Origin of the sequence: Streptomyces sp. R44, from assembly GCF_041053105.1 — a bacterium.
Taxonomy (GTDB): domain Bacteria; phylum Actinomycetota; class Actinomycetes; order Streptomycetales; family Streptomycetaceae; genus Streptomyces.
Genome location: NZ_CP163444.1, coordinates 3608238 through 3628343 on the forward strand (window position 1 = coordinate 3608238; position 20106 = coordinate 3628343).

Sequence of the window (20106 nt, forward strand, 5' to 3'; positions counted from 1 at the left end):
ACGACGCCGTAGGTTACGGAGGCGTAGCCACGGCTTCGTGCTTCGACGCGTTTCCCTCTTTTCACTCACCCCCCAGGGACCCCCATGACCATGAGCCCCGAGCTGACGGCGGCGTCCGCGGCGCCGGACGACACCGCGGCCCTGCCCTCCGCCACGCTGGGCGGGGACAGCAAGCGTTCGATCGAGCAGATCACCCTGCTGCTGTTCATCACGGTGCCGTTCCTGGCGCTCCTCGCGGCGGTGCCGCTGGCGTGGGGCTGGGGGGTGAGCTGGCTGGACCTGGGGCTGCTGGTGGCGATGTACTACATCGGCTGTCACGGGATCACGATCGGTTTCCACCGGTACTTCACGCACGGTTCCTTCAAGGCGAAGCGGCCGCTGCGGATCGCGCTGGCGATCATGGGGTCGCTGGCGGTGGAGGGTCCGCTGGTGCGGTGGGTGGCGGACCACCGCAAGCACCACAAGTTCTCGGACGCGGAGGGTGACCCGCACTCGCCGTGGCGGTTCGGCGAGACGGTGCCGGCGCTGATGAAGGGCCTGTGGTGGGCGCACATCGGCTGGATGTTCGACGAGGAGCAGACGCCGCAGCACAAGTACGCGCCCGATCTGATCAAGGACCCGGCGATCCGGGCGATCTCGCGCCAGTTCGTGCTGTGGACGATCGTGTCGCTCGCGGTCCCGCCGCTGGTGGGCGGTCTGGTGACGATGTCGTGGTGGGGCGCGTTCACGGCGTTCTTCTGGGGCTCGCTGGTGCGGGTGGCGCTGCTGCACCACGTGACGTGGTCGATCAACTCGATCTGTCACGCGGTCGGCAAGCGTCCGTTCAAGTCGCGCGACCGCTCGGGCAACGTGTGGTGGCTGGCGGTGCTGTCCTGCGGCGAGTCCTGGCACAACCTGCACCACGCGGACCCGACCTCGGCCCGGCACGGGGTGCTGCGCGGTCAGGTCGACTCCAGCGCGCGGCTGATCCGCTGGTTCGAGCAGCTGGGCTGGGCCACGGATGTGCGCTGGCCGGCGAAGTCCCGCATCGAAGCCCGCCGCCAGAGCGCGCCCGCAGACGCGGCATGATGGAAGACGTGGCGATCGAGGGCAGGACCGGCGGTACCGGCAGCAGCGGCGGAGAGCAGAAACCCCGGCGGGGCCGCCGGGTGCGGATGACGGGCGCGGAGCGCCGGGAGCAGCTCCTCGACATCGGTCGCACGCTCTTCGCGGAGAAGGGCTTCGAGGGCACGTCGGTGGAGGAGATCGCGGCGAAGGCCGGGGTCTCCAAGCCGGTGGTGTACGAGCACTTCGGGGGCAAGGAGGGGCTGTACGCGGTCGTCGTCGACCGGGAGATGCGGCAGCTCCTGGACGGGGTGACGGGGGCGCTGACGGCGGGGCATCCGCGGGAGCTCCTGGAGCAGGCGGCGTTCGCGCTGCTCGACTACATCGAGAACTACACGGACGGGTTCCGGATTCTCGTACGGGATTCGCCGGTGGCGCAGTCGACGGGCACGTTCGCGTCGCTGATCAGTGACATCGCCACGCAGGTGGAGGACATCCTGGGTCTGGAGTTCAAGGCCCGGGGCTTCGATCCGAAGCTGGCGCCGCTGTACGCGCAGGCGCTGGTGGGCAGTGTGGCGCTGACGGGCCAGTGGTGGCTGGATGTGCGCAAGCCGAAGAAGGCGGAGGTCGCGGCGCATCTGGTGAACCTGGCGTGGCACGGGCTGGACGGTCTGGAGCAGAAGCCGCGGTTGATAGGGCACCGCAAGAACTGAGCCGGCGGTGGGCGGGCGGCGTGCGGGCGGCGGGCTCCGCCGGTGGGGCCGCCCGTGCCGGTACTCCGGTGCGCGCCGACCTGGTCCGTGAGTAGACTCCCGTTCAACCGTCCGAGGGGCGCTCCGGCCCGCGAACGAGGTCGTCTCCGCGTGGCCCCAACGGCCCGCGCGGACGCCGTTCCGCGCTGTGCGAGCCGCTCTCCGGTTCTTTCGCACCTCTGATCCCTGGGGGGGATCCCTTGTCCTTCCGTTCTTCCACGCGCGCGCGTCGGCTCGCCGCCTGCACCGCGCTCGTCCTCTCCGCCGGCATGCTCCTCGCCGGCCCCGCGTCCGCCGGCACCCCGGCGCCGCACCCGGCCGTCGAGAAGCCGACGGCCGACTTCACCCCGCCGTCGCTGACGCGGCCCGCTGCGGGCGCGGCCCGTGCGGGTGCCACGGCGACCGACGGCGTCGGTGCCTCTCCGATGCTGTCGGACTTCGACGGCGACGGGAGCGGCGACCTGATCTACCGCGGCTGGGACGGCAACGTCTACACGGCCCCGACCTCGACCCAGGGCGGCCAGTTCGGGTACTTCGCGGAGCAGCCGCCGAAGGACATCGTCCCGATCGGCAACCAGGACGGGAACGCCAGCGGCCCCGAGGTCCTCCTGCTGTCGCAGACGGGCCGGCTCAGCATGTACGCGGACGCCACGCCCACCGACGCCACGTACGTCTGGCAGGGCAGCGGCTGGGGCGCCTACAACAAGATCCTCGCGCCGGGCGACGTGAACGACGACGGCCGTGCCGACCTGCTCGCGCGCGACCTCAACGGCAACCTGTACCTGTACTACGCCACGGGCAACCGCACCGCGCCGTTCTCGGCGCGGGTGGGTCTCGGTGCCGGCTGGAACGCGTACGACCAGCTCTTCGGCGTCGGCGACAACAACGGCGACGGCTGGGCCGACATGTACGCCCGTGACAGCGCCGGCGGCCTGTGGTTCTACGGCGGTACGGGCGACAAGTCGAAGCCCTTCGGCACGCGCAAGTACATCGGCCCGGGCTGGGGCATCTACAACCAGGTCTTCCCGGTCGGCGACGACAACGGCGACGGCAACGGCGAGCTGATCGCCCGCGACCTCAAGGGCACGCTCTGGTACTACACCGGCAAGGGCGCCGGCACCCTGGGCGCCCGCGTGCAGGTGAGCGACCCGGGCGGCTGGGCCGGCGTCCCGCAGTTCGGCGGGGCGGGCAACAACCCGGTCATGGGCAACAAGGAAGGCGTCCTGGCGCGGGACAAGGCCGGGACCCTGTTCTGGTACGGCGTCTCGAGCACCGGCAAGCTGGGCGGGCGCAACCAGCTCGGCGACACGGGCGGCTGGGCGGGCGCCAACTTCACGCACCTGTCCTCGATGGACCTGGACGCCTCCTCCGACAACTCGGAGATCTACCAGGGCGTCCTCTACATCGCGAGCAACCGCATCGGCAGCGGCTGGGGCATCTACAACACGGTCGTCGGCCCCGGCGACCTGTCGGGCGACGGCCAGGGCGACCTGCTGGCCCGTGACGGCTCGGGCGTCCTCTACCTGTACAAGGGCAACGGCGCCGGTACCGCGCTGTCGGGCCGGATCAGGATCGGCAGCGGCTGGGGCGCGTACAACAAGCTCCTCGGCGCCGGCGACTACACCGGCGACGGCCGCACCGACCTGCTGGCCCGCACCTCCGGCGGCGACCTGTACCTGTACCCGGGCTCGGGCGTCTCGACCGCGCCGTTCAAGGCCCGTGTGAAGATCGGCACCGGCTGGAACGGCTACAGCAAGCTGGTGGCCCCCGGTGACCTCAACGCCGACGGCAAGGCCGACCTGCTGGGTGTCACCTCCGGCGGCGACCTCTACGCCTACCTGAACACCGCCCCCGCGAAGTTCGGGGCGCGGGCGAAGATCGGCACGGGCTTCGGCATCTACAACGCCATGTCCTGACCCTTCCCGGTCCACGCGTGCCCCGTACCGGAATGCCGGTGCGGGGCCGCGCTGCGTTCACGTAAAGATCACTGGCGTAAAACCCCAGGGTGAGTAGACTCGCGTTCAACATCCGGGGGGGTGTTCCGACCTTCGGGCGATGTCGTCTCCACGGGCCCCACAGGCCTGCGCTGACGCCGTTCGATGCCGTGCGAGCCCCCCTGTGTGGTTCTGTCTCGAACCTCTGATCCCTGGGGGGGATCTTGATTTTCACGCGTTCCACGCGTGCGCGCCGCGTCGCGGCCTGCACCGCTCTCGCTCTCTCCGCCGGCATGCTCCTCGCGGGCCCGGCGTCCGCCGACACCCCGGCGCCGGCCCCCAAGGCCGTGAAGAAGGAGGCCTCCTCCTTCAGCATCCCGAAGCTGTCGCTCCCGAAGCAGGACTCCGGCCGCGCGGGCATCGCCTCCGCCGAGGCCGGCTCGCTGCTCCTGTCCGACCTGGACTACGACGGCTACGAGGACATGATCCTCCGCGGTGTGGACGGTGAGCTGTACAGCAGCACCACCACCGGCGCGGACGACCTCTTCGACCTCGGCCGGGTGGACGACGTCGCCAAGGAGATCGTCCCGATCGGCCAGCAGGGCGGTGCCCTGGTCAACCCCGAGGTGCTCGTCCTCTCCGAGAACGGCACGCTCACCCTGTACCTCGACGCCGGTGCGAGCGGCACCGCGTCCAAGGCGGTCGTGGGCGGCGGCTGGCAGATCTACAACAAGGTCACCTCGCCCGGCGACGTGAACGCCGACGGCCGGGCCGACGTGGTCGCCCGCACCAAGGACGGCCAGCTGTACCTGTACCTGGCGACGGGCAACATGACCCAGCCGCTCGGCACCCGGATCAGCGTGGGCTCCGGCTGGAACGCGTACGACCAGCTCGTCGGTCTCGGCGACGGCACCGGCGACGGCAAGGCCGACCTGTACGCCCGCGACGCGGCCGGCGCCCTGTGGTTCTACGCCGGTACGGGCGACACCGCCCACCCCTTCGGCACCCGCAAGGCCATCGGCCCGGGCTGGGGCATCTACAACCAGATCATGCCCGCCGGCGGCGGCAACCTGGTCGCCCGGGACAACGCCGGCACGCTGTTCTTCTACGGGGGCAACGGCGACGGCACCCTGGGCGGACGCCAGCAGGTCGGCGAGGCGGGTTACTGGGCGGGCGTCACGCACTTCGCCGGCTCCGGCGCCTACCCGTACACCGGCAAGGAGGGCGTCATCGCGACCACGCCCGCCGGGGCCCTGTACTGGTACACCAACAGCACCACGGGCAAGCTGGACACGCGCATCGAGATCAGCGAAGCGGGCACGTGGAACGGTGTGGGCCTGACGCACCTGTCCTCGCTGAACGCGGACGCCCTCTCCGACTTCGCCGTGATGATCGACGGCGACCTGAGCGTCGACGGCAACGACATCGGCAGCGGCTGGGGCATCTACAACACCCTCGTCGGCCCCGGTGACCTGTCGGGCGACGGCAAGGGCGACCTGCTGGCCCGCGACCGCTCCGGCGTCCTCTACCTGTACAAGGGCAACGGCGCCGGTACGGCCCTGTCCACGCGCATCAAGGTCGGCAGCGGCTGGGGCGCGTACGACAGGCTCGTCGGCGCCGGCGACTACACCGGCGACGGCCGGTCCGACCTGCTGGCCCGCACCTCGGGCGGCGACCTGTACCTGTACCCGGGCACGGGTGTCGCGGCCACGCCGTTCTCCACCCGCGTGAAGATCGGCACCGGCTGGAACACGTACACCAAGCTGGTGGCCCCCGGTGACCTCAACGCCGACGGCAAGGCCGACCTGCTGGGTGTCACCTCCGGCGGCGACCTCTACCGCTACCTGAACGTCGCCCCCGCCAAGTTCGGCCCGCGGGCCAAGCTCGGCTCGGGCTGGGGGATCTACAACTCCGTCCAGTAAAGGACCGAGGGTCTTCCACGGACGCCCCGCACCGGAGTTCCGGTGCGGGGCGTCCGCGCGTTAACGGCCCGATGGGGGTCACGACTTCTTGCGGGCGACGGCGAAGATGCGGCGGAACGGGAAGACCGTGCCGTGCGGGCCGGGCGGGTAGGCCTCGCGGAGCAGCGCGCGGTACTGGGCGAGGAAGGCGGCGACGGCCTCCTGGTCGTCGCCCAGGGTGGTGAGGACGGGCCGCAGCGCGGTGCCCTTGACCCAGTCGAGGACGGGGTCCTCGCCCTGGAGCAGCTGGCAGTACGTGGTCTCCCAGACGTCCGCCTCGCAGCCGAGGTCGGTGAGGCGGGCGAGGTAGTCGGCGGTGTCGAGGATGTGGACGTAGCGGCGGCCCTGGTCGCGGAGGCGGGAGCGCCATTCGGGGGTCTCGCAGAGCTCGCCGAGCAGGGCGTGGCTGGGCGAGGTGAAGTTGCCGGGGACCTGGAAGGCCAGGGTGCCGCCGGGATGGAGGCCGTCGATCCAGGCGGCGAAGGACTCGGGATGGTTGGGCACCCATTGGAGGGCGGCGTTGGAGACGATCAGGTCGTAGGGCTCGTCGGGGGTCCAGTGGGCGGCGTCGGCGGGCCGGAAGTCGAGCCAGCCGCCGCCGAGGGTGGTGCCGGACCAGTCCTTCTCGGCGCGCTCCAGCATCTCGGTGGAGAGGTCGAAGCCGGTGATGTGCGCGTCGGTCCACCGGTCGGCGAGGAGGACCGTCACGTTGCCGGGTCCGCAGCCGAGGTCGGCGATGCGGGCGGGCCGGTCCTGGGCCGGCAGCTGCGGTATTCGGGCGAGCAGATCGAGGAACGGGCGGGTGCGGTGGCCGGAGTGACGGAGGTACTGCTGCGGGTCCCAGGTGGGTGCGGCTGAGTCGACGGAATGCATGTTCGAAGCCCCCTTGCTGGCACGAGTTGCCGAAGCGGAACGAGTTCCGGCGGGGTCCCTTCCCCATAGTCCAGGGAAATATATCTTGACTCCAAGATACTTGACATCGAGAAACTCGAACACAAGAGACTTTATGTCAACAGACCCTCTACACTGATCGTCATGGAGGACGAGGTCGACCGACTGGTCGCAGCATGGCGCCGTGAGCGCCCCGACCTCGACGTGGAACCGCTCGAGGTGCTCAGCCGTGTCTCGCGGCTCGCCCGCCACCTCGACCGCGCCCGTCGGCTCGCCTTCTCCGAGCACCAGCTGGAGCCCTGGGAGTTCGACGTCCTCACCTCGCTGCGCCGCGCCGGAGCCCCGTACCAGCTCTCCCCCGGCCAGCTCCTCACCCAGACCCTGGTCACCTCGGGCACCATGACCAACCGCATCGACCGGCTCACCAAGAAGGGCCTCGTCGAGCGGCTCCCCGACCCCAGCGACCGGCGCGGGGTCCTCGTCCGGCTCACCCCCGAGGGCCGCGACCGCGCCGACGAGGCGCTCGCCGGACTCCTCGCGCAGGAGCGCGCCATCCTGGCCCAGCTCTCCCGCGCCCAGCGCGGCGAACTGGCCGGACTGCTACGCCGGCTGACCGCCCCGTTCGACAACATCCCCGGGTAGCACCGGCTCCGCGGGACCCACACCCGCCCGGCGGGCCAGCGCCACCGCCGCGAGCGTCGAGTGCACGCCCAGCTTCCCCAGCACGTTCTGCATGTGCGTGCGGACGGTGTGCGGGGAGAGGAACAGCCGCTCGGCGACCGCCTTGCGGCCCAGGCCCGCGACCATGCAGCGCAGCACCTCCCGCTCGCGCGGCGTCAGCGACTCCACGAGCCGCTCACTGTCCGACCGGTGCCTGCGCGCCTCCGTCAACTCCCGCAGAACGCCCGTGAGCAGCGCGGGCGGCAGATGCGTCTCGTCCCGCAGCACGCCCCGCACGACCGCGAGGAGCCGCTGCAGCGAGCAGTCCTTCGCGACCCAGCCGGAGGCCCCGGCCTGCAGCGCGAGCGCGGCCCTGCGCGGGTCGTCCTTCTCCGCGAGGACGACCGTGCGGAGCGCGGGCTGCACCCGTCGTACGCCCGTGACCAGCGAGATCCCGTCCACCGCGCCCTCCGCGTCCGCGGGCACCACGCGCGCCACGGCCGCTCCGGCCGGTCCCGCGCCCAGCTCGGCGTCGACGAGCAGCACGTCGAACCTGCGGCCCTCCGCCGCGCCGCGCTCCAGGCAGCGCAGGGCCGCCGGGCCGCTGCCGGCGGCGGCGACGTCGACATCGGGCTCCGCCGCGAGGGCGGCGGCCAGCGATTCGGCGAAGATGCGGTGGTCGTCCACCACCAGGACGCGGATGCGTGCCACGGACACTCCCAAGTGTCGAGGAACGGACCGACGCGGGTACGGCGCCGGAGGCGGGTCCGCCGAAGGCACGGCCGCCGCCGTGCGTTGACTGTTACCCCGCTTCTGGCGCCGTACCCGACGGGTCTCGCCCCCTGAACAGCACCGGCCCCCACCGGCGCTGCCCCTCAGAGTAGGGGCGGGGCGCCGCGGTGGGGGCCGATTCGCGGAACTGTCCGAAGCAGTCCGGGTGTGTGCGGTGGTTCAGAGGCGGCGCGCGCCCGCCGAGGCGACGGCCGGGAAGATCCCCGGGGCGGCGTACCCGGCCTCGGCGAAGGCCTTGCCGACGGCGGCCGACACGGCCTCCGCCCGCTCGGTCTCCACGAGGACGACGGCCGAGCCGCCGAAGCCGCCGCCGGTCATCCGGGCGCCGAGCGCCCCGGCGGCGTTGGCCGCCTCGACGACGAGGTCCAGCTCGGGGCAGGAGACCCGCAGATCGTCCCTGAGGGAGGCGTGGCCCTCGGTGAGGACCGGGCCGACGGCCCGGGTGGCGCCGGCGTCGAGCAGCGCGATGGTCCGCTCCACCCGGTCGTTGTCGGAGACGACGTGCCGCACGTACCGCAGAATCGTCTCGTCGCTCAAACGCCCGAGCGCTTCGAGCAGATGCGCGGCGCTCACTTCGCGCAGGGTGCGCACGCCGAGCGCCCGCGCACCCGCTTCACACCCGGCGCGCCGCTCGGCGTACGCGCCGTCTCCGAGCGCGTGCTTCACGCGGGTGTCGACGACGAGCAGCCGGAGCCCCTCGTGCGCCAGGTCGAAGGGGACCTGACGGTACGAGAGGTCGCGGGTGTCCAGATGGAGCGCGTGGCCCTCCTCGGCGCAGGCGGAGGCCATCTGGTCCATGACGCCGCAGGGCACGCCGACGAAGGCGTTCTCGGCGCGCTGGGCGAGCCGGGCGAGCTCGGGGCGGGAGATCCCCAGCTCGAACAGGTCGTTCAGGGCGAGGGCGGTGACGACCTCCAGGGCCGCCGACGAGGAGAGCCCGGCGCCGGTCGGCACGGTGGAGGTGAGATGGACGTCGGCGCCGGTGACCGGGTGCCCGGCCTCCCGCAGCGCCCACACGACCCCGGCGGGGTAGGCGGCCCAGCCGCCGCCGGAGAGCGGCTCCAGGGCGTCGACGTCCAGCTGGACGATCCCGCCGTCGACGTCGGCGGAGTGCAGGCGCAGGACGCCGTCGTCGCGGCGGGAGACGGCGGCGACGGCGGTGTGCGGAAGCGCGAGCGGCAGCACGAAGCCGTCGTTGAAGTCGGTGTACTCCCCGATGAGGTTGACCCGCCCGGGGGCGGCCCAGACCCCGTCGGGCGCGGCGCCGTACAGCGCCTCGAAGTCGGCGGCGACGGTCGTCGACGTCATGGACGGACTCCTGCCTGCTGCTGTGCGAACGCCCAGGCGTCGGCGACGACATCGGCCAGGTCCGGGCGGGAGGGCGTCCAGCCGAGCCGCTCGCGGGCGGCCTCGGCGGAGGCGACCAGGACGGCGGGGTCGCCGGGGCGGCGCTCCGCGGTGATCTCGGGGATCGGGTGGCCGGTGACCTTGCGGACGGTCTCGACGACCTCGCGGACGGAGAAGCCGTTGCCGTTGCCGAGGTTGCAGACCAGGTGCTCGCCGGCGGTCATGGCGTCGAGCGCGAGGAGGTGGGCCTCGGCGAGGTCGGCGACGTGGATGTAGTCGCGGACGCAGGTGCCGTCCGGGGTCGGGTAGTCCTCGCCGTACACCGAGATCGCCTCGCGGCGGCCCAGGGCGACCTGGAGGACGAGCGGGATCAGATGGGACTCGGGCTCGTGGCGCTCGCCGAGCGTGCCGTACGCCCCGGCGACGTTGAAGTAGCGCAGCGAGACGGCGGCCAGGCCGTGGGCCGCGCACTCCCCGCCGATCATGTGGTCGACGGCCAGCTTGCTCGCCCCGTACGGGCTGGTGGGGGCCGTCGGCGCGGTCTCGGTGATCGGCACGGTCTCCGGCTCGCCGTAGGTGGCGGCGGTGGAGGAGAAGACCAGCCTGCGGACCCCGGCGGTGCGCATCGCGGCGAGCAGGGCCATGGTGCCGCCGACGTTGTTCTCCCAGTACTTCTCGGGCTTGGCGACCGATTCGCCGACCTGGGAGAAGGCGGCGAAGTGCAGGACTCCGTCGTAGGAGCCGTCGAGCCATCGCGCCGCGTCCTGGATGCGGCCCCGGATGAACTCGGCGCCCTCGGGGACGGCTTCGGCGAAGCCGGTGGAGAGGTCGTCGAGGACGGTGACCCGGTGGCCCCGCTCCAGGAGGTGGGCGGCGACCACGCTGCCCACGTACCCGGCCCCTCCGGTCACCAGATACTTCCGCGTCATGCGCTTGCCACCTCTCGGAGTCGTCGGGCCGCGTCCTCCGGCCGTACGTCGTTCATGAACGCGCCCATGCCGGACTCGGTGCCCGCGAGGAACTTCAGCTTGCCAGAGGCCCGCCGGACGGTGAAAAGCTCCAGGTGCAGTCCGAGGTCCTCGCGCCGCTCGTCCGTGAACGGCGCCTGGTGCCAGGCGGCGATGTAGGGCGTCGGCGGCTCGTCCGGGCCGAAGATCCGGTCGAAGCGCCTCAAGAGTTCCAGGTAGACCTGTGCGCACTCTGTGCGCTCCGCCGCGTCCAGGGCGAGCAGGTCCGGCACCCGGCGCTTGGGGTGGAGGTGGACCTCGTACGGCCAGTGCGCGGCGTACGGCACGAAGGCGATCCAGTGCTCGGTCTCCAGGACCACCCGCTCGCCGTCGGCCTTCTCGCGGGCGACGAGGTCGTCGAAGAGGTTCCGTCCGGTCGCCGCGCGGTGCTCGTCGGCGCGGCGGCGCATGGCGGCCGTGCGGGGCGTGACGTACGGGAAGGCGTAGATCTGGCCGTGCGCGTGCGGCAGGGTGACGCCGATCTCCGCGCCGCGGTTCTCGAAGCAGTAGACCTGCTCGACGCCGGGCAGGGCGGAGAGGGCGGCGGTCCGGTCGGCCCAGGCGTCGAGGACGAGTCCGGCGCGCTCCTCGGTGAGGTCGGCGAAGGAGTCCGTGTGGTCGTCGGTGAAGCAGACGACCTCGCAGCGGCCGACGCCGCCGGAGAGGGAGGGGAAGCGGTTCTCGAAGACCGCGACCTCGTAGCTCTCCTCGGGGATCTCGCTCTCCCGGCCGTCCCTGGCGGGGCAGAGCGGGCAGGCGTCGGCCGGCGGGTGGTAGGTGCGGGCCTGCCGGTGCGAGGCGATGGCGACGGGATCGCCGGTGAGCTCGTCGTACCGGATCTCGGAGCGGGAGACGACCGGGGTGAGGGGACGGGGGTCGACGGCGGTGCGGACGGTGTCGTCGCGCGTGTCGTAGTAGATCAGCTCGCGCCCGTCGGCGAGCGTGGTGACGGTCTTCTTCACGGGGTGCCTCCGGGCGGACCAAACAGAACCACGCACAAAGAATCACATTCGAACATCTCAGTCAATGCCGAGGCCGGGCCCCTCACCCGGGGGCCCGGCTACGTCACCTCGTAGGAAGCGTCAGGAGGAGCGGCGCTGCCCCGGCACCGCACGGTCGAGCAGCCCCGTCCGGGCCGCCAGCGCCGCCGCCTCCAGACGCGAACCGACCCCCAGCTTCATCAGCACCCGCTGCACATGCGTCCGCGCCGTGCTCGGCGCGATCCCCATCCCCGCCGCGATCAGCCGGGTGTCCTCGCCCTCCGCGACCCGGACCAGGACCTCCACCTCCCGGTGGGTCAGCAGCCGGAGCAGCCGCTGCGCCTCGTCGTCCGGCTGCGCCGAAGGGTGCAGCAGCTCCTCGAACGCCCCCTGGAGCAGCTGCGGCGACACCGCCGACTCCCCCGCCCGCGCCTTCACCAGCGCCCGCTCGACGCCCTCGATGCGCTCGTCGTGCCGCACGTACCCCGAGGCCCCGGCCGCGAACGCCGCCGCGATCCCGCGCGGCGAGGGCACCGGCCCGAGCACCACCACGGCGACCTGCGGCCGCTCCCGCTTGATCCGTACGACCGGGTCGAAGGCCCCCGGCGCGTCCGGCGCCGCCGTGCCCAGGAGGCAGACCTCCGGCGCCCGGCTCACCACCAGCTCCGCGGCCCCCGCCACCGGCGCGGCCGCCGCGAGCACCCGGTGCCCGCGCAGCTTCAGCGCCGAGGCGAGCGCCTCCGCGAGCAGGCGGTGGTCGTCCACCACCACGAGGCGTACGCCCATCCCGGTCATCCCCCCTCCTCCTGGCCGGCCGGATGCCCCGGCGGGCCTGACCCGGAAAGCTACACGCTCCCCCGCTCCGGCCGCCGACATGCGCGCGGGCCCCTCCGGATCACCGGAAGGGCCCACGGGCGGACGGCGGGTCGTCAGTGCGCGACGGAGAAGGAGACGATCAGGTACTCCTTGATGTCGTTGGGCGAGGCGTTCTCCCGCGGCTTGCTGACCAGGGTCTCCGAGATGAAGAACCGGCCGTCGCCGTAGAGGAGTTCGGCGCCGTTCAGGCTGAAGCTGCTCTCGACGTTGTGGATCGACTTGTTCGCCGGGTTCTCCAGGAGCAGCGTCTCCTTCATCGTGCCGCCGTCGACCGAGACGATCCGGCCGCCCTGGTCGTAGGGCGGGGCCTTGTAGGCGATGAGGTTGCCGCCGTCCATCCGCAGCGGGACGTACGTGAACTTGTCGCCCGCGTCGGCCTTCTCGGGCACGGTGCGCCCGGTGGCCAGGTCGAAGGCGATGATCTCGTTGGTCTCGCTGCCGTACTCGCCGGTGCTGCCCTCGTGCTCCTCGGTCGGCACGTACAGCCGGCCGTTGCCGACCAGCGCCTGGGTGCAGGACTCGACCTCGGTGGCACGGCAGCGGGCCGCGTACTGGTCCGCGTCCGCCGTGATCTTCGCCTTCAGCTTCCCGGTCTTCTCGTCGATGGAGAAGAAGTCCGAGATGCCGCTGCCGTCACCGGCGGTCTCGCCGACGTCGGCCGCGACGACCAGCGGCTTGGTGGAGATGACCGAGGCGTACTTCACGCCGGGCGGCATCTTGTACTGCGAGAGCGGGGCGCCCGTGGTCGGGTTGAGGTTCTGGATCAGCACGTTCGGGTTGTCGTACTGACCGCACTTGCGGACCGCGACGAGGCCCTCGCCGCCGCCGTACCCCATGTCGTAGCAGTTCTGGTCGTTCGCCTGCGGCTTCCAGCGCGGGTTGCCGTTGGCGAGGTCGAAGGCGGCGCCGCCGTCGGTGCCGCCGGCCGCGACGGTCGCCCCGCTGAGGGTGACCTCGGTGAACCGGGCCTTCTGGTCGCCGGCGGAGCCGCCGGTGACCGAGGTGGACCAGAGCAGCTTGCCGGTGTTCAGGTCGACCACGCCGACCTCGGTGCACGGCTGGTAGTAGCGCGGGCCCACCCGCTTGGTGGCCTCGAAGAGGATCGGCGCCTTGTTGTCGGCGGTGACGTGCCGCGAGGCGCCGCAGACCTGGCCGGTCAGCGGCAGCGTCCACAGGACGCTGCCCTTGTCCAGGTCGTAGCCCACGAGCGAGTTCACGCCGGGCTTCACGAACGCCTTGTCGGTGATCCAGGAGCCGGAGACGTCGGTGATGTCCGCGACCTTCGGCTGCGCGATCTGGAAGGTCATCGTCGACTTGGTGTCGGCCGGCGGCTTCTCCTTGCCGCCGCCGCCCAGGCCCTTGCCACCGGTGTCGCCGCCACCCGTGGCGGGACCCTGCGAGGTGCCGCCCGAGCCCTTCGCCTCGTTGCCGCCGTCACCGCCGCCGGAGTTGGCGTACCAGATGCCGGCGCCGATGATCAGGACGACGGCGACGGCCGCCGCGATGACGATCTGGAGCTGCGCCGACAGCTTCTTGCCGCCGCCGGCCGGGGCCGGGGCCGCGACGGGCTGCTGGTAGCCGCCGTACTGCGGCTGCTGCGGCTGAGTCGGGTAGCCGTACGGGGGCTGGACCGGCTGCTGGGGCTGCTGCGGCTGCTGGTAACCGCCGTACTGCGGGGGCTGCTGCGGCTGCTGGGGCTGCTGGGGCGCCGTCGGGTACCCGTACGGCTGCTGCTGCGGGTACCCGTAGCCGGGCTCCGGCTGGGGCGCCGGCGGCTGCTGCGGGTAGCCGTAACCGGGCTCCGGCTGGGCCGGAGGCTGCTGCGGCGGCGGGGGCGTCGGGGCGCCGAAGCCGCCCTGCGGGTCCGGGGGCTGGTTCGGCGGCGGCGGGGGTGGCTGCGTCATCGGTCCGTGTACCTCACTTGCTGAAGGCCATCATCGTCTTGACCTGCATCTCGTCCTTGTCGTTGGACGCCGACACACGGCCGCTCGCCACCACGAAGGTGCCATTGCCGTAGGCGAAGCTCGCGTCGTAGAAGTTGCTCTCGATCCCGGCGGCCGAGGCCGGGTGCTGGAGCAGGATCTTCGGCGCGCCGCCGGTCGGGGCGAGGGTGGCGACGGCGCCGCCCTTGTCGTACGACGGGTCCACGTACAGCAGGACCTGCCCGCCGTCCATGCGCAGCGGCGTCATCGGCTGGTCGCCCGGGGCCTTGGAGCGCCACTTGGCCTTGCCGGTGTTCAGGTCGAAGGCGACGACCTCGTTGCCCTTGCCGTAGCCGGTCTCGGTGGCCATGTAGAAGGTGTTCGCGTCGGCGGCGACACCGGTGCAGCCCTGGAGGTTCTTGCCGAAGATGACGAAGCTGCCGCCGCACGAGGGAGCGAACTTGTCGTTGCCGCCCTGGATCTGCGAGCGCAGCTTGCCGTTGGCGTTCAGCGCGAAGATGGACCACTTCTTCTGGTCGCGCTGGGTGGCCGAGACGACCAGCGGGTCGACCGAGTAGACCTTGTCGACCTCCCAGTTCGCCTCCAGCTGGAAGGTGAACTTCGGCTTGCCGGTGTTGGGGTCGACCTCGCCGATGGCCTGGAGCTTCTTGGTGGTGCTGCCCGAGGGGCAGTCCATGGCGGCGATCAGCTTGCTGCCGCCCGCGAAGGCGAAGGGCTTGCAGCCGCTGTCGGCGCCCTTGAAGAGCTGGTGGCCGTCGGCGAGGGAGAAGCCGTACGCGCTGCTGGAGCCGGCCGCGGTGACCGTGTTGCCGCTGATGGCAAGGGTGTTGTCGGAGAAGGCGAAGAGGCCCGTGGCCTTCGGGACGGCCTTCTTCCAGCCGGCCTTGCCGGTCTTGAGGTCGACCTTCTGGAGCTGGGTGCACTTGGCGCCGTCCTTGGCGCTCTCGGCGTAGCCGAAGACCATGGAGCCGTCGGCGGCGGGCTCCGGCGGGACCGCGCAGAGCTCGAACGGCAGGTCGACGTGCCACTTGCGCTTGCCGTCGCTCAGGCCGTAGCCGTCGACGCCCTTGTACATCGCCTTGACGACGGTGTCGCCGACGATCCACGGGCCGAAGACGTCGGAGCCGTTGCGGGGCAGGTCGACGTCGTTCTTCAGCAGCCAGTTGACCTTCGCCTCGCCGGCCTGGCGGCCCGCGTTGAGGTCCTCGTCGCCGTTGCCGCCGTCGCCCGTGCCGTCGCCCTGGTCCACCGACTCGGTGGGCTTAGGAGCGCCGGAGGAGGAGGTGGCCGTGGCGGTGGGCTGGGCGGCCGGGTCCTTGTCGTCGTCCCCGCCGACGACGGCCCAGGTCGTGACGGCGGCGACCAGGACGGCCGCGGCGGCCACGCCGGCGACGATTCCGGTCCTGCCCTTGAACGGGCCGCCGCCACCGGGGCCCTGGGGCGGGGTGGGGGCGCCCTGGTACATGGGCTGGGTGGGGTAACCGCCGTAGGGGTTCGGCTGCTGACCGTACGGGCCGGGCTGACCGGGCTGGCCCTGCTGCGGGTACCCGTAGGGGGGCTGCGCCGGCTGTCCGTAGGGACCGGGCTGTCCGGCCTGTCCGGGCTGGCCATAGGGACCCGGCTGACCGTACGGACCGGGCTGCGGGGCCTGGCCCGGCTGTTGCGGGTAGCCGTAACCGGGCTGCGTGGCGGGCGGGGTCGGCGGCGCCTGCGGCGGGACCGGCGGAGCCTGCGGCGGCACGGGCGGCACGGCCGGACCCTGGCTCGGGGCCTGGTTCGGGGCCTGGTTCGGGTCCTGGGGGGCTCCGAAGCCCCCCGGCGGCTGGTTGCTGGGCGGCTGGGTCATCAGCGGTTCCCCCTTGACGTGAACGGGTTTTCTTTCTACCACTCACGCGCTGGCGCAAAAGCGACCGGTCCGCCCCTTGTACCCAAGGGAGGACCGGCCTGTGATGCCGTTGTTATGCGTCTTCGGCCAGTTCCAGCCAGCGCATCTCCAATTCCTCCCGCTCCCCCGCGAGTTCCCGGAGCTCCGCGTCGAGCTTCGCCACCTTCTCGAAATCGGTGGCGTTGTCGGCGATCTGCGCGTGCAGCTTCGCCTCCCTGTCGGAGAGCTTGTCGAGCTGTCGCTCGACCTTCTGCAGCTCCTTCTTGGCGGCGCGGGCGTCGGCGGCGGAGAGGCCGGACTTCTGCTGCGCGGGCGCGGCGGCGGGCGCCGGCACCGACGCCTCGATCATCTTCTGGCGCCGCTCCAGGTACTCGTCGATGCCGCGCGGCAGCATCCGCAGCGTCTTGTCGCCGAGCAGCGCGAACGTCCGGTCCGTGGTGCGCTCGATGAAGAACCGGTCGTGGGAGATGACGACCATGGAGCCCGGCCAGCCGTCGAGGAGGTCCTCCAGCTGGGTCAGGGTCTCGATGTCGAGGTCGTTGGTGGGCTCGTCGAGGAAGAGGACGTTCGGCTCGTCCATCAGGAGGCGGAGCAGCTGGAGGCGGCGGCGCTCGCCACCGGAGAGGTCGCCGACGGGGGTCCACTGCTTCTCCTTGGAGAAGCCGAACTGCTCGCAGAGCTGACCGGCGGTCATCTCGCGGCCCTTGCCGAGGTCGACGCGGTCGCGGATCTGCTGCACGGCCTCCAGGACGCGCAGCGTGGCGGGGAGTTCGGTGACGTCCTGCGAGAGGTAGGCGAGCCGGACGGTCTTGCCGACGACGATCTTCCCGGCGGCCGGCTGCTCCTCGCCCTGGCTGACGGCCGCTTCGGCGAGCGCGCGCAGGAGTGAGGTCTTGCCCGCGCCGTTGACGCCGACGAGGCCGATGCGGTCGCCTGGCCCGAGCTGCCAGGTGAGGTGCTTGAGCAGCTCCTTGGGGCCGGCGGTGATGCTCACGTCCTCCAGGTCGAAGACGGTCTTGCCGAGGCGGGCGTTGGCGAACTTCATCAGCTCGGAGGTGTCGCGCGGCGGCGGCACGTCGGCGATCAGCTCGTTCGCGGCCTCGATGCGGTAGCGCGGCTTGGAGGTGCGGGCGGGGGCACCGCGCCGCAGCCAGGCCAGCTCCTTGCGCATCAGGTTCTGCCGCTTGGCCTCCTCCGTGGCGGCGATCCGCTCGCGCTCGGCGCGGGCGAAGACGTAGTCGGAGTAGCCGCCCTCGTACTCGTGCACGTCACCGCGCTGCACGTCCCACATGCGGGTGCAGACCTGGTCGAGGAACCAGCGGTCGTGGGTGACGCAGACGAGCGCCGAGCGGCGCTCCTGGAGGTGCTTGGCGAGCCAGGCGATGCCCTCGACGTCGAGGTGGTTGGTGGGCTCGTCGAGGACGATCAGGTCCTGGTCCTCGATGAGGAGCTTGGCGAGCGCGATGCGGCGGCGCTCGCCGCCGGAGAGCGGGCCGATGACCGTGTCGAGGCCCTGCTCGAAGCCGGGCAGGTCGAGCCCGCCGAAGAGGCCGGTGAGCACGTCGCGGATCTTGGCGCTGCCCGCCCACTCGTGGTCGGCCATGACGCCGATGACCTCGTGCCGGATGGTGGCCTTCGGGTCGAGGGAGTCGTGCTGGGTGAGCACCCCGAGGCGGAGCCCGCCGCTGTGGGTGACGCGGCCGGTGTCGGCCTCCTCCAGCTTGGCGAGCATCCGGATGAGGGTGGTCTTGCCGTCGCCGTTGCGTCCGACGACCCCGATCCGGTCCCCTTCGGAGACGCCGAGCGAGACCCCGTCGAGGAGGGCACGGGTGCCGTACACCTTGCTGACGGCCTCGACATTGACCAGGTTGACGGCCACGTTCACTCCTGTACGGGGGATCGATCGACGTCCCAGGGTACGTCGCCGGGCTCTCCCCGCCCGACGGGTGGTATCAGCGGTAGCATAAGAGGCATGAGCGAGCCCACCCAGAAGTACTCGATCAGCATGCCCCGGGACCTCGCGGAGGCGGCACGCGCGCGTGGTGGCCCCTCCGGGCTCTCGGCCTACGTCACCGCCGCCGTCGCCCGGCAGATAGAGCGGGACGACCTCAACGAGCTCATCGCTGTGGCGGAGGCCGAGCACGGCCCTGTCACGGACGAGGAGGTCCAGGCCCGGCGCGAGCGGCTGCGGCGTGCACGCGAGGAGCAGGGCGGCTCGACATCCGGCGAGGCGAGTGCGGCGTGACACCGCCCCGCCCCGAAGCCGCCCCCGGCGGGACGCTGGTGCTCGACAGCGAGGGACTCGCCAAGGCCGTCCTGCGCGACCGCGAGGTCACGGGCTGGCTCGCGCTGGCCCGCGCCGACGACCTGCGGGTCGTGACGAGCGCGGCCACGCTGGTGGAGGTGATGCACCCCCGGATCAACCGGGCCGCCCTGGAGTGGACGCTGTCGCGCCTCGTCGTCGAACCCGTGACCGACGCCGTCGCCCGTCAGGCGGGGGCCCTGCTCGCCGAGGCGGGTCTGCACGGCCACAAGTACGCCATCGACGCGATGGTCGCCGCGACGGCCATCGGGGCGCCCGGTCCCGTCACCGTGCTGACCTCGGACCCTGAGGACCTGCTGGCCCTCTGCCGGGGCCGCGCGACTGTCATCGCGATCTGACCCGCCCCGCCCGCTCCACCAGCAGCCAGCCCACGAGCGCGAGCCCCACCGCCGCCGGGGCCGTGACCGGGACGGCGATCAGGGTCGCCGAGTGACCGTCGAGGAGCCCCGCGAAGCCCGTCAGGGACAGGCCCAGGACGCCGAACAGGGCGAGCGTGATGCCGAGCGCGGCGAGAGGGCCGCCCGCGTCGGTCGCCGGGGCGGCGGGGACCGGCGCCTCGAAGCGGCGGAAGACCGCGACGAGCAGGGCCGTGAGCACGGCCGCCGCCGCGAACCGCAGCGGCACCTGCGCCCACCAGGCGGCCGAGGCCGGGGCCGGCAGCTCCACGCCGAGACCGAGCAGCGCGCCGTACACCCCGAGCATGGCCGTCAGGTGCCACAGGAACGCCGTCATCGCGATCCCGTTCGCGGCGACCACCGCCCGCCACACCCCGGCCCGGGCGAGGAGCCGCGCACCCGGGCCCTTGAGCAGCTCGACCGCGCCGACCAGCCACAGGCCGTGGCAGAGCAGGGCGAGGGTCGGCGGCGCCATGTTCGACACCTTCTCGCCCGGCATCCCCACCATCGACAGCGGGTACGGCCCGAGGGCGACGAGCGCCGTCGCGCCGACGAGGCCCGCGCCGGCGAGCAGCGCCGGGCGGCGGATCATGCCGTCGGCGCGGAGGAAACCGAGCTGGTGGACCGCGAGCCACACGAACGCGAAGTTCAGGAACTCCACGAAGGGCACGCCCGTAGCGAACCGCAGCACGTCCACGGCGACCGCCCCGCCCGCGAGCGCGAAGAACGCGCCCCACCCCCACCGCTCGTGCAGCCGCAGCAGCGGCGGAGTGAAGGCCACCATCGCCAGGTAGATCCCGATGAACCACAGCGGCTGCGTGACGAGCCGCAGCGCCACCCCGGTGAGTCCTCCGTCCGCCCCGGACAGCTGGAGCAGCAGCGCGGCCGCGCCCCACACCCCGACGAACACCATCGTCGGCCGCAGCAGCCGCTGGAGCCGGGCCCTCAGGAAGGCCGCGTACCGCGGGCGGGAGCGGTGGGCGAGGGCGTGCGAGAAGCCCCCCACGAAGAAGAACACCGGCATCACCTGGAACACCCAGGTCACCACCTGGAGTTCCGGCACGACGGCGAGCAGGTTCCCGACCTGCCCGTCGGCGGTGACGGCCGCCATCAGCCAGTGGCCGAGGACGACGACCGCGAGCGAGGCGACCCGGAGCAGATCGACGTACCGGTCCCGCGTCGCCGGTGTGGCGGCGGCGAGTTCACGCGCGCTGATTCCCATACGAGCACGGTCCCGCGACGGCCCGGCCGGCCGTCAGGGCGCGGATACTCAGACGGGAGCTGAGTATGGGAGTACGAGACCCCCGGAGGCGGGT

Annotated in this window: 17 protein-coding genes; 7 read left to right on the forward strand and 10 right to left on the reverse strand. The window is 72.1% G+C overall.

Features of this window, described 5'->3' with window-relative positions; translation table 11 throughout:
- Positions 1-84: 84 nt before the first annotated feature.
- From AB5J54_RS16610 to AB5J54_RS16625, 4 genes are all read left to right on the forward strand, one after another.
- The gene (locus tag AB5J54_RS16610; RefSeq protein WP_369144690.1) at positions 85-1068 is read left to right on the forward strand and encodes an acyl-CoA desaturase; all 984 of its coding nucleotides are present in this window, start codon (positions 85-87) and stop codon (positions 1066-1068) included.
- On the forward strand, positions 1068-1757 hold the full coding sequence (locus tag AB5J54_RS16615; protein ID WP_229843022.1) for a TetR/AcrR family transcriptional regulator: 690 nt from the start codon (positions 1068-1070) through the stop codon (positions 1755-1757). The genes AB5J54_RS16610 and AB5J54_RS16615 overlap by 1 nt, the downstream gene beginning before the upstream one ends.
- Positions 1758-1996: 239 nt before the next feature.
- On the forward strand, positions 1997-3712 hold the full coding sequence (locus tag AB5J54_RS16620; RefSeq protein ID WP_369144691.1) for an FG-GAP repeat domain-containing protein: 1716 nt from the start codon (positions 1997-1999) through the stop codon (positions 3710-3712).
- A 242-nt stretch (positions 3713-3954) separates the two neighbouring features.
- Positions 3955-5652, forward strand: coding sequence for an FG-GAP repeat domain-containing protein (locus AB5J54_RS16625; protein ID WP_369144692.1), 1698 nt, complete (start codon positions 3955-3957; stop codon positions 5650-5652).
- Positions 5653-5730: 78 nt separating this feature from the next.
- Here AB5J54_RS16625 and AB5J54_RS16630 read toward each other — a convergent pair whose 3' ends face one another.
- Positions 5731-6564 (reverse strand): trans-aconitate 2-methyltransferase, encoded by an 834-nt coding sequence (locus AB5J54_RS16630; protein WP_369144693.1) that lies wholly within the window; start codon positions 6562-6564, stop codon positions 5731-5733.
- 162 nt (positions 6565-6726) lie between these two features.
- On the opposite strand from AB5J54_RS16630, the gene AB5J54_RS16635 reads away from it, so the two are divergent.
- Complete coding sequence (locus AB5J54_RS16635) at positions 6727-7224, forward strand: MarR family winged helix-turn-helix transcriptional regulator (RefSeq protein WP_369144694.1); 498 nt, start codon at positions 6727-6729, stop codon at positions 7222-7224.
- Here the strand turns inward: AB5J54_RS16635 and AB5J54_RS16640 are convergent.
- The 8 genes from AB5J54_RS16640 to AB5J54_RS16675 all read right to left on the reverse strand — a co-directional run bounded on the left by AB5J54_RS16640 (position 7183) and on the right by AB5J54_RS16675 (position 17951).
- Complete coding sequence (locus AB5J54_RS16640) at positions 7183-7953, reverse strand: LuxR C-terminal-related transcriptional regulator (RefSeq protein WP_369144695.1); 771 nt, start codon at positions 7951-7953, stop codon at positions 7183-7185. The two genes, AB5J54_RS16635 and AB5J54_RS16640, sit on opposite strands and share 42 nt — an antisense overlap.
- A 240-nt stretch (positions 7954-8193) precedes the next feature.
- Positions 8194-9342, reverse strand: coding sequence for a galactokinase (gene galK / locus AB5J54_RS16645; RefSeq protein WP_369144696.1), 1149 nt, complete (start codon positions 9340-9342; stop codon positions 8194-8196).
- The gene (gene galE / locus AB5J54_RS16650; protein ID WP_369144697.1) at positions 9339-10310 is read right to left on the reverse strand and encodes a UDP-glucose 4-epimerase GalE; all 972 of its coding nucleotides are present in this window, start codon (positions 10308-10310) and stop codon (positions 9339-9341) included. Before galE ends, galK begins: the two co-directional genes overlap by 4 nt.
- Positions 10307-11350: a galactose-1-phosphate uridylyltransferase gene (gene galT / locus AB5J54_RS16655; RefSeq protein ID WP_369144698.1), complete on the reverse strand. Its 1044-nt coding sequence runs from the start codon at positions 11348-11350 to the stop codon at positions 10307-10309. Before galT ends, galE begins: the two co-directional genes overlap by 4 nt.
- Before the next feature lie 120 nt (positions 11351-11470).
- A complete protein-coding gene (locus AB5J54_RS16660; RefSeq protein ID WP_369149354.1) occupies positions 11471-12154 on the reverse strand; it encodes a LuxR C-terminal-related transcriptional regulator in 684 nt (227 codons plus the stop codon).
- A gap of 143 nt (positions 12155-12297) precedes the next feature.
- Positions 12298-14148 (reverse strand): PQQ-binding-like beta-propeller repeat protein, encoded by a 1851-nt coding sequence (locus AB5J54_RS16665; RefSeq protein ID WP_369144699.1) that lies wholly within the window; start codon positions 14146-14148, stop codon positions 12298-12300.
- Positions 14149-14161: 13 nt separating this feature from the next.
- Entirely contained in the window at positions 14162-16033 is a 1872-nt protein-coding gene (locus tag AB5J54_RS16670) for a PQQ-binding-like beta-propeller repeat protein (protein WP_369144700.1), read from the reverse strand.
- Between the two features lie 112 nt (positions 16034-16145).
- On the reverse strand, positions 16146-17951 hold the full coding sequence (locus tag AB5J54_RS16675; protein ID WP_369144701.1) for an ABC-F family ATP-binding cassette domain-containing protein: 1806 nt from the start codon (positions 17949-17951) through the stop codon (positions 16146-16148).
- Positions 17952-18044: 93 nt separating this feature from the next.
- Between AB5J54_RS16675 and AB5J54_RS16680 the strand changes: the two genes are divergently transcribed.
- The gene (locus tag AB5J54_RS16680; protein ID WP_369144702.1) at positions 18045-18317 is read left to right on the forward strand and encodes a CopG family transcriptional regulator; all 273 of its coding nucleotides are present in this window, start codon (positions 18045-18047) and stop codon (positions 18315-18317) included.
- The gene (locus AB5J54_RS16685) at positions 18314-18733 is read left to right on the forward strand and encodes a type II toxin-antitoxin system VapC family toxin (RefSeq protein WP_369144703.1); all 420 of its coding nucleotides are present in this window, start codon (positions 18314-18316) and stop codon (positions 18731-18733) included. Before AB5J54_RS16680 ends, AB5J54_RS16685 begins: the two co-directional genes overlap by 4 nt.
- On the opposite strand, the gene AB5J54_RS16690 is transcribed toward AB5J54_RS16685, so the two are convergent.
- Positions 18720-20012, reverse strand: coding sequence for an acyltransferase (locus AB5J54_RS16690; RefSeq protein WP_369144704.1), 1293 nt, complete (start codon positions 20010-20012; stop codon positions 18720-18722). The genes AB5J54_RS16685 and AB5J54_RS16690 overlap by 14 nt on opposite strands.
- Positions 20013-20106 lie beyond the last annotated feature (94 nt).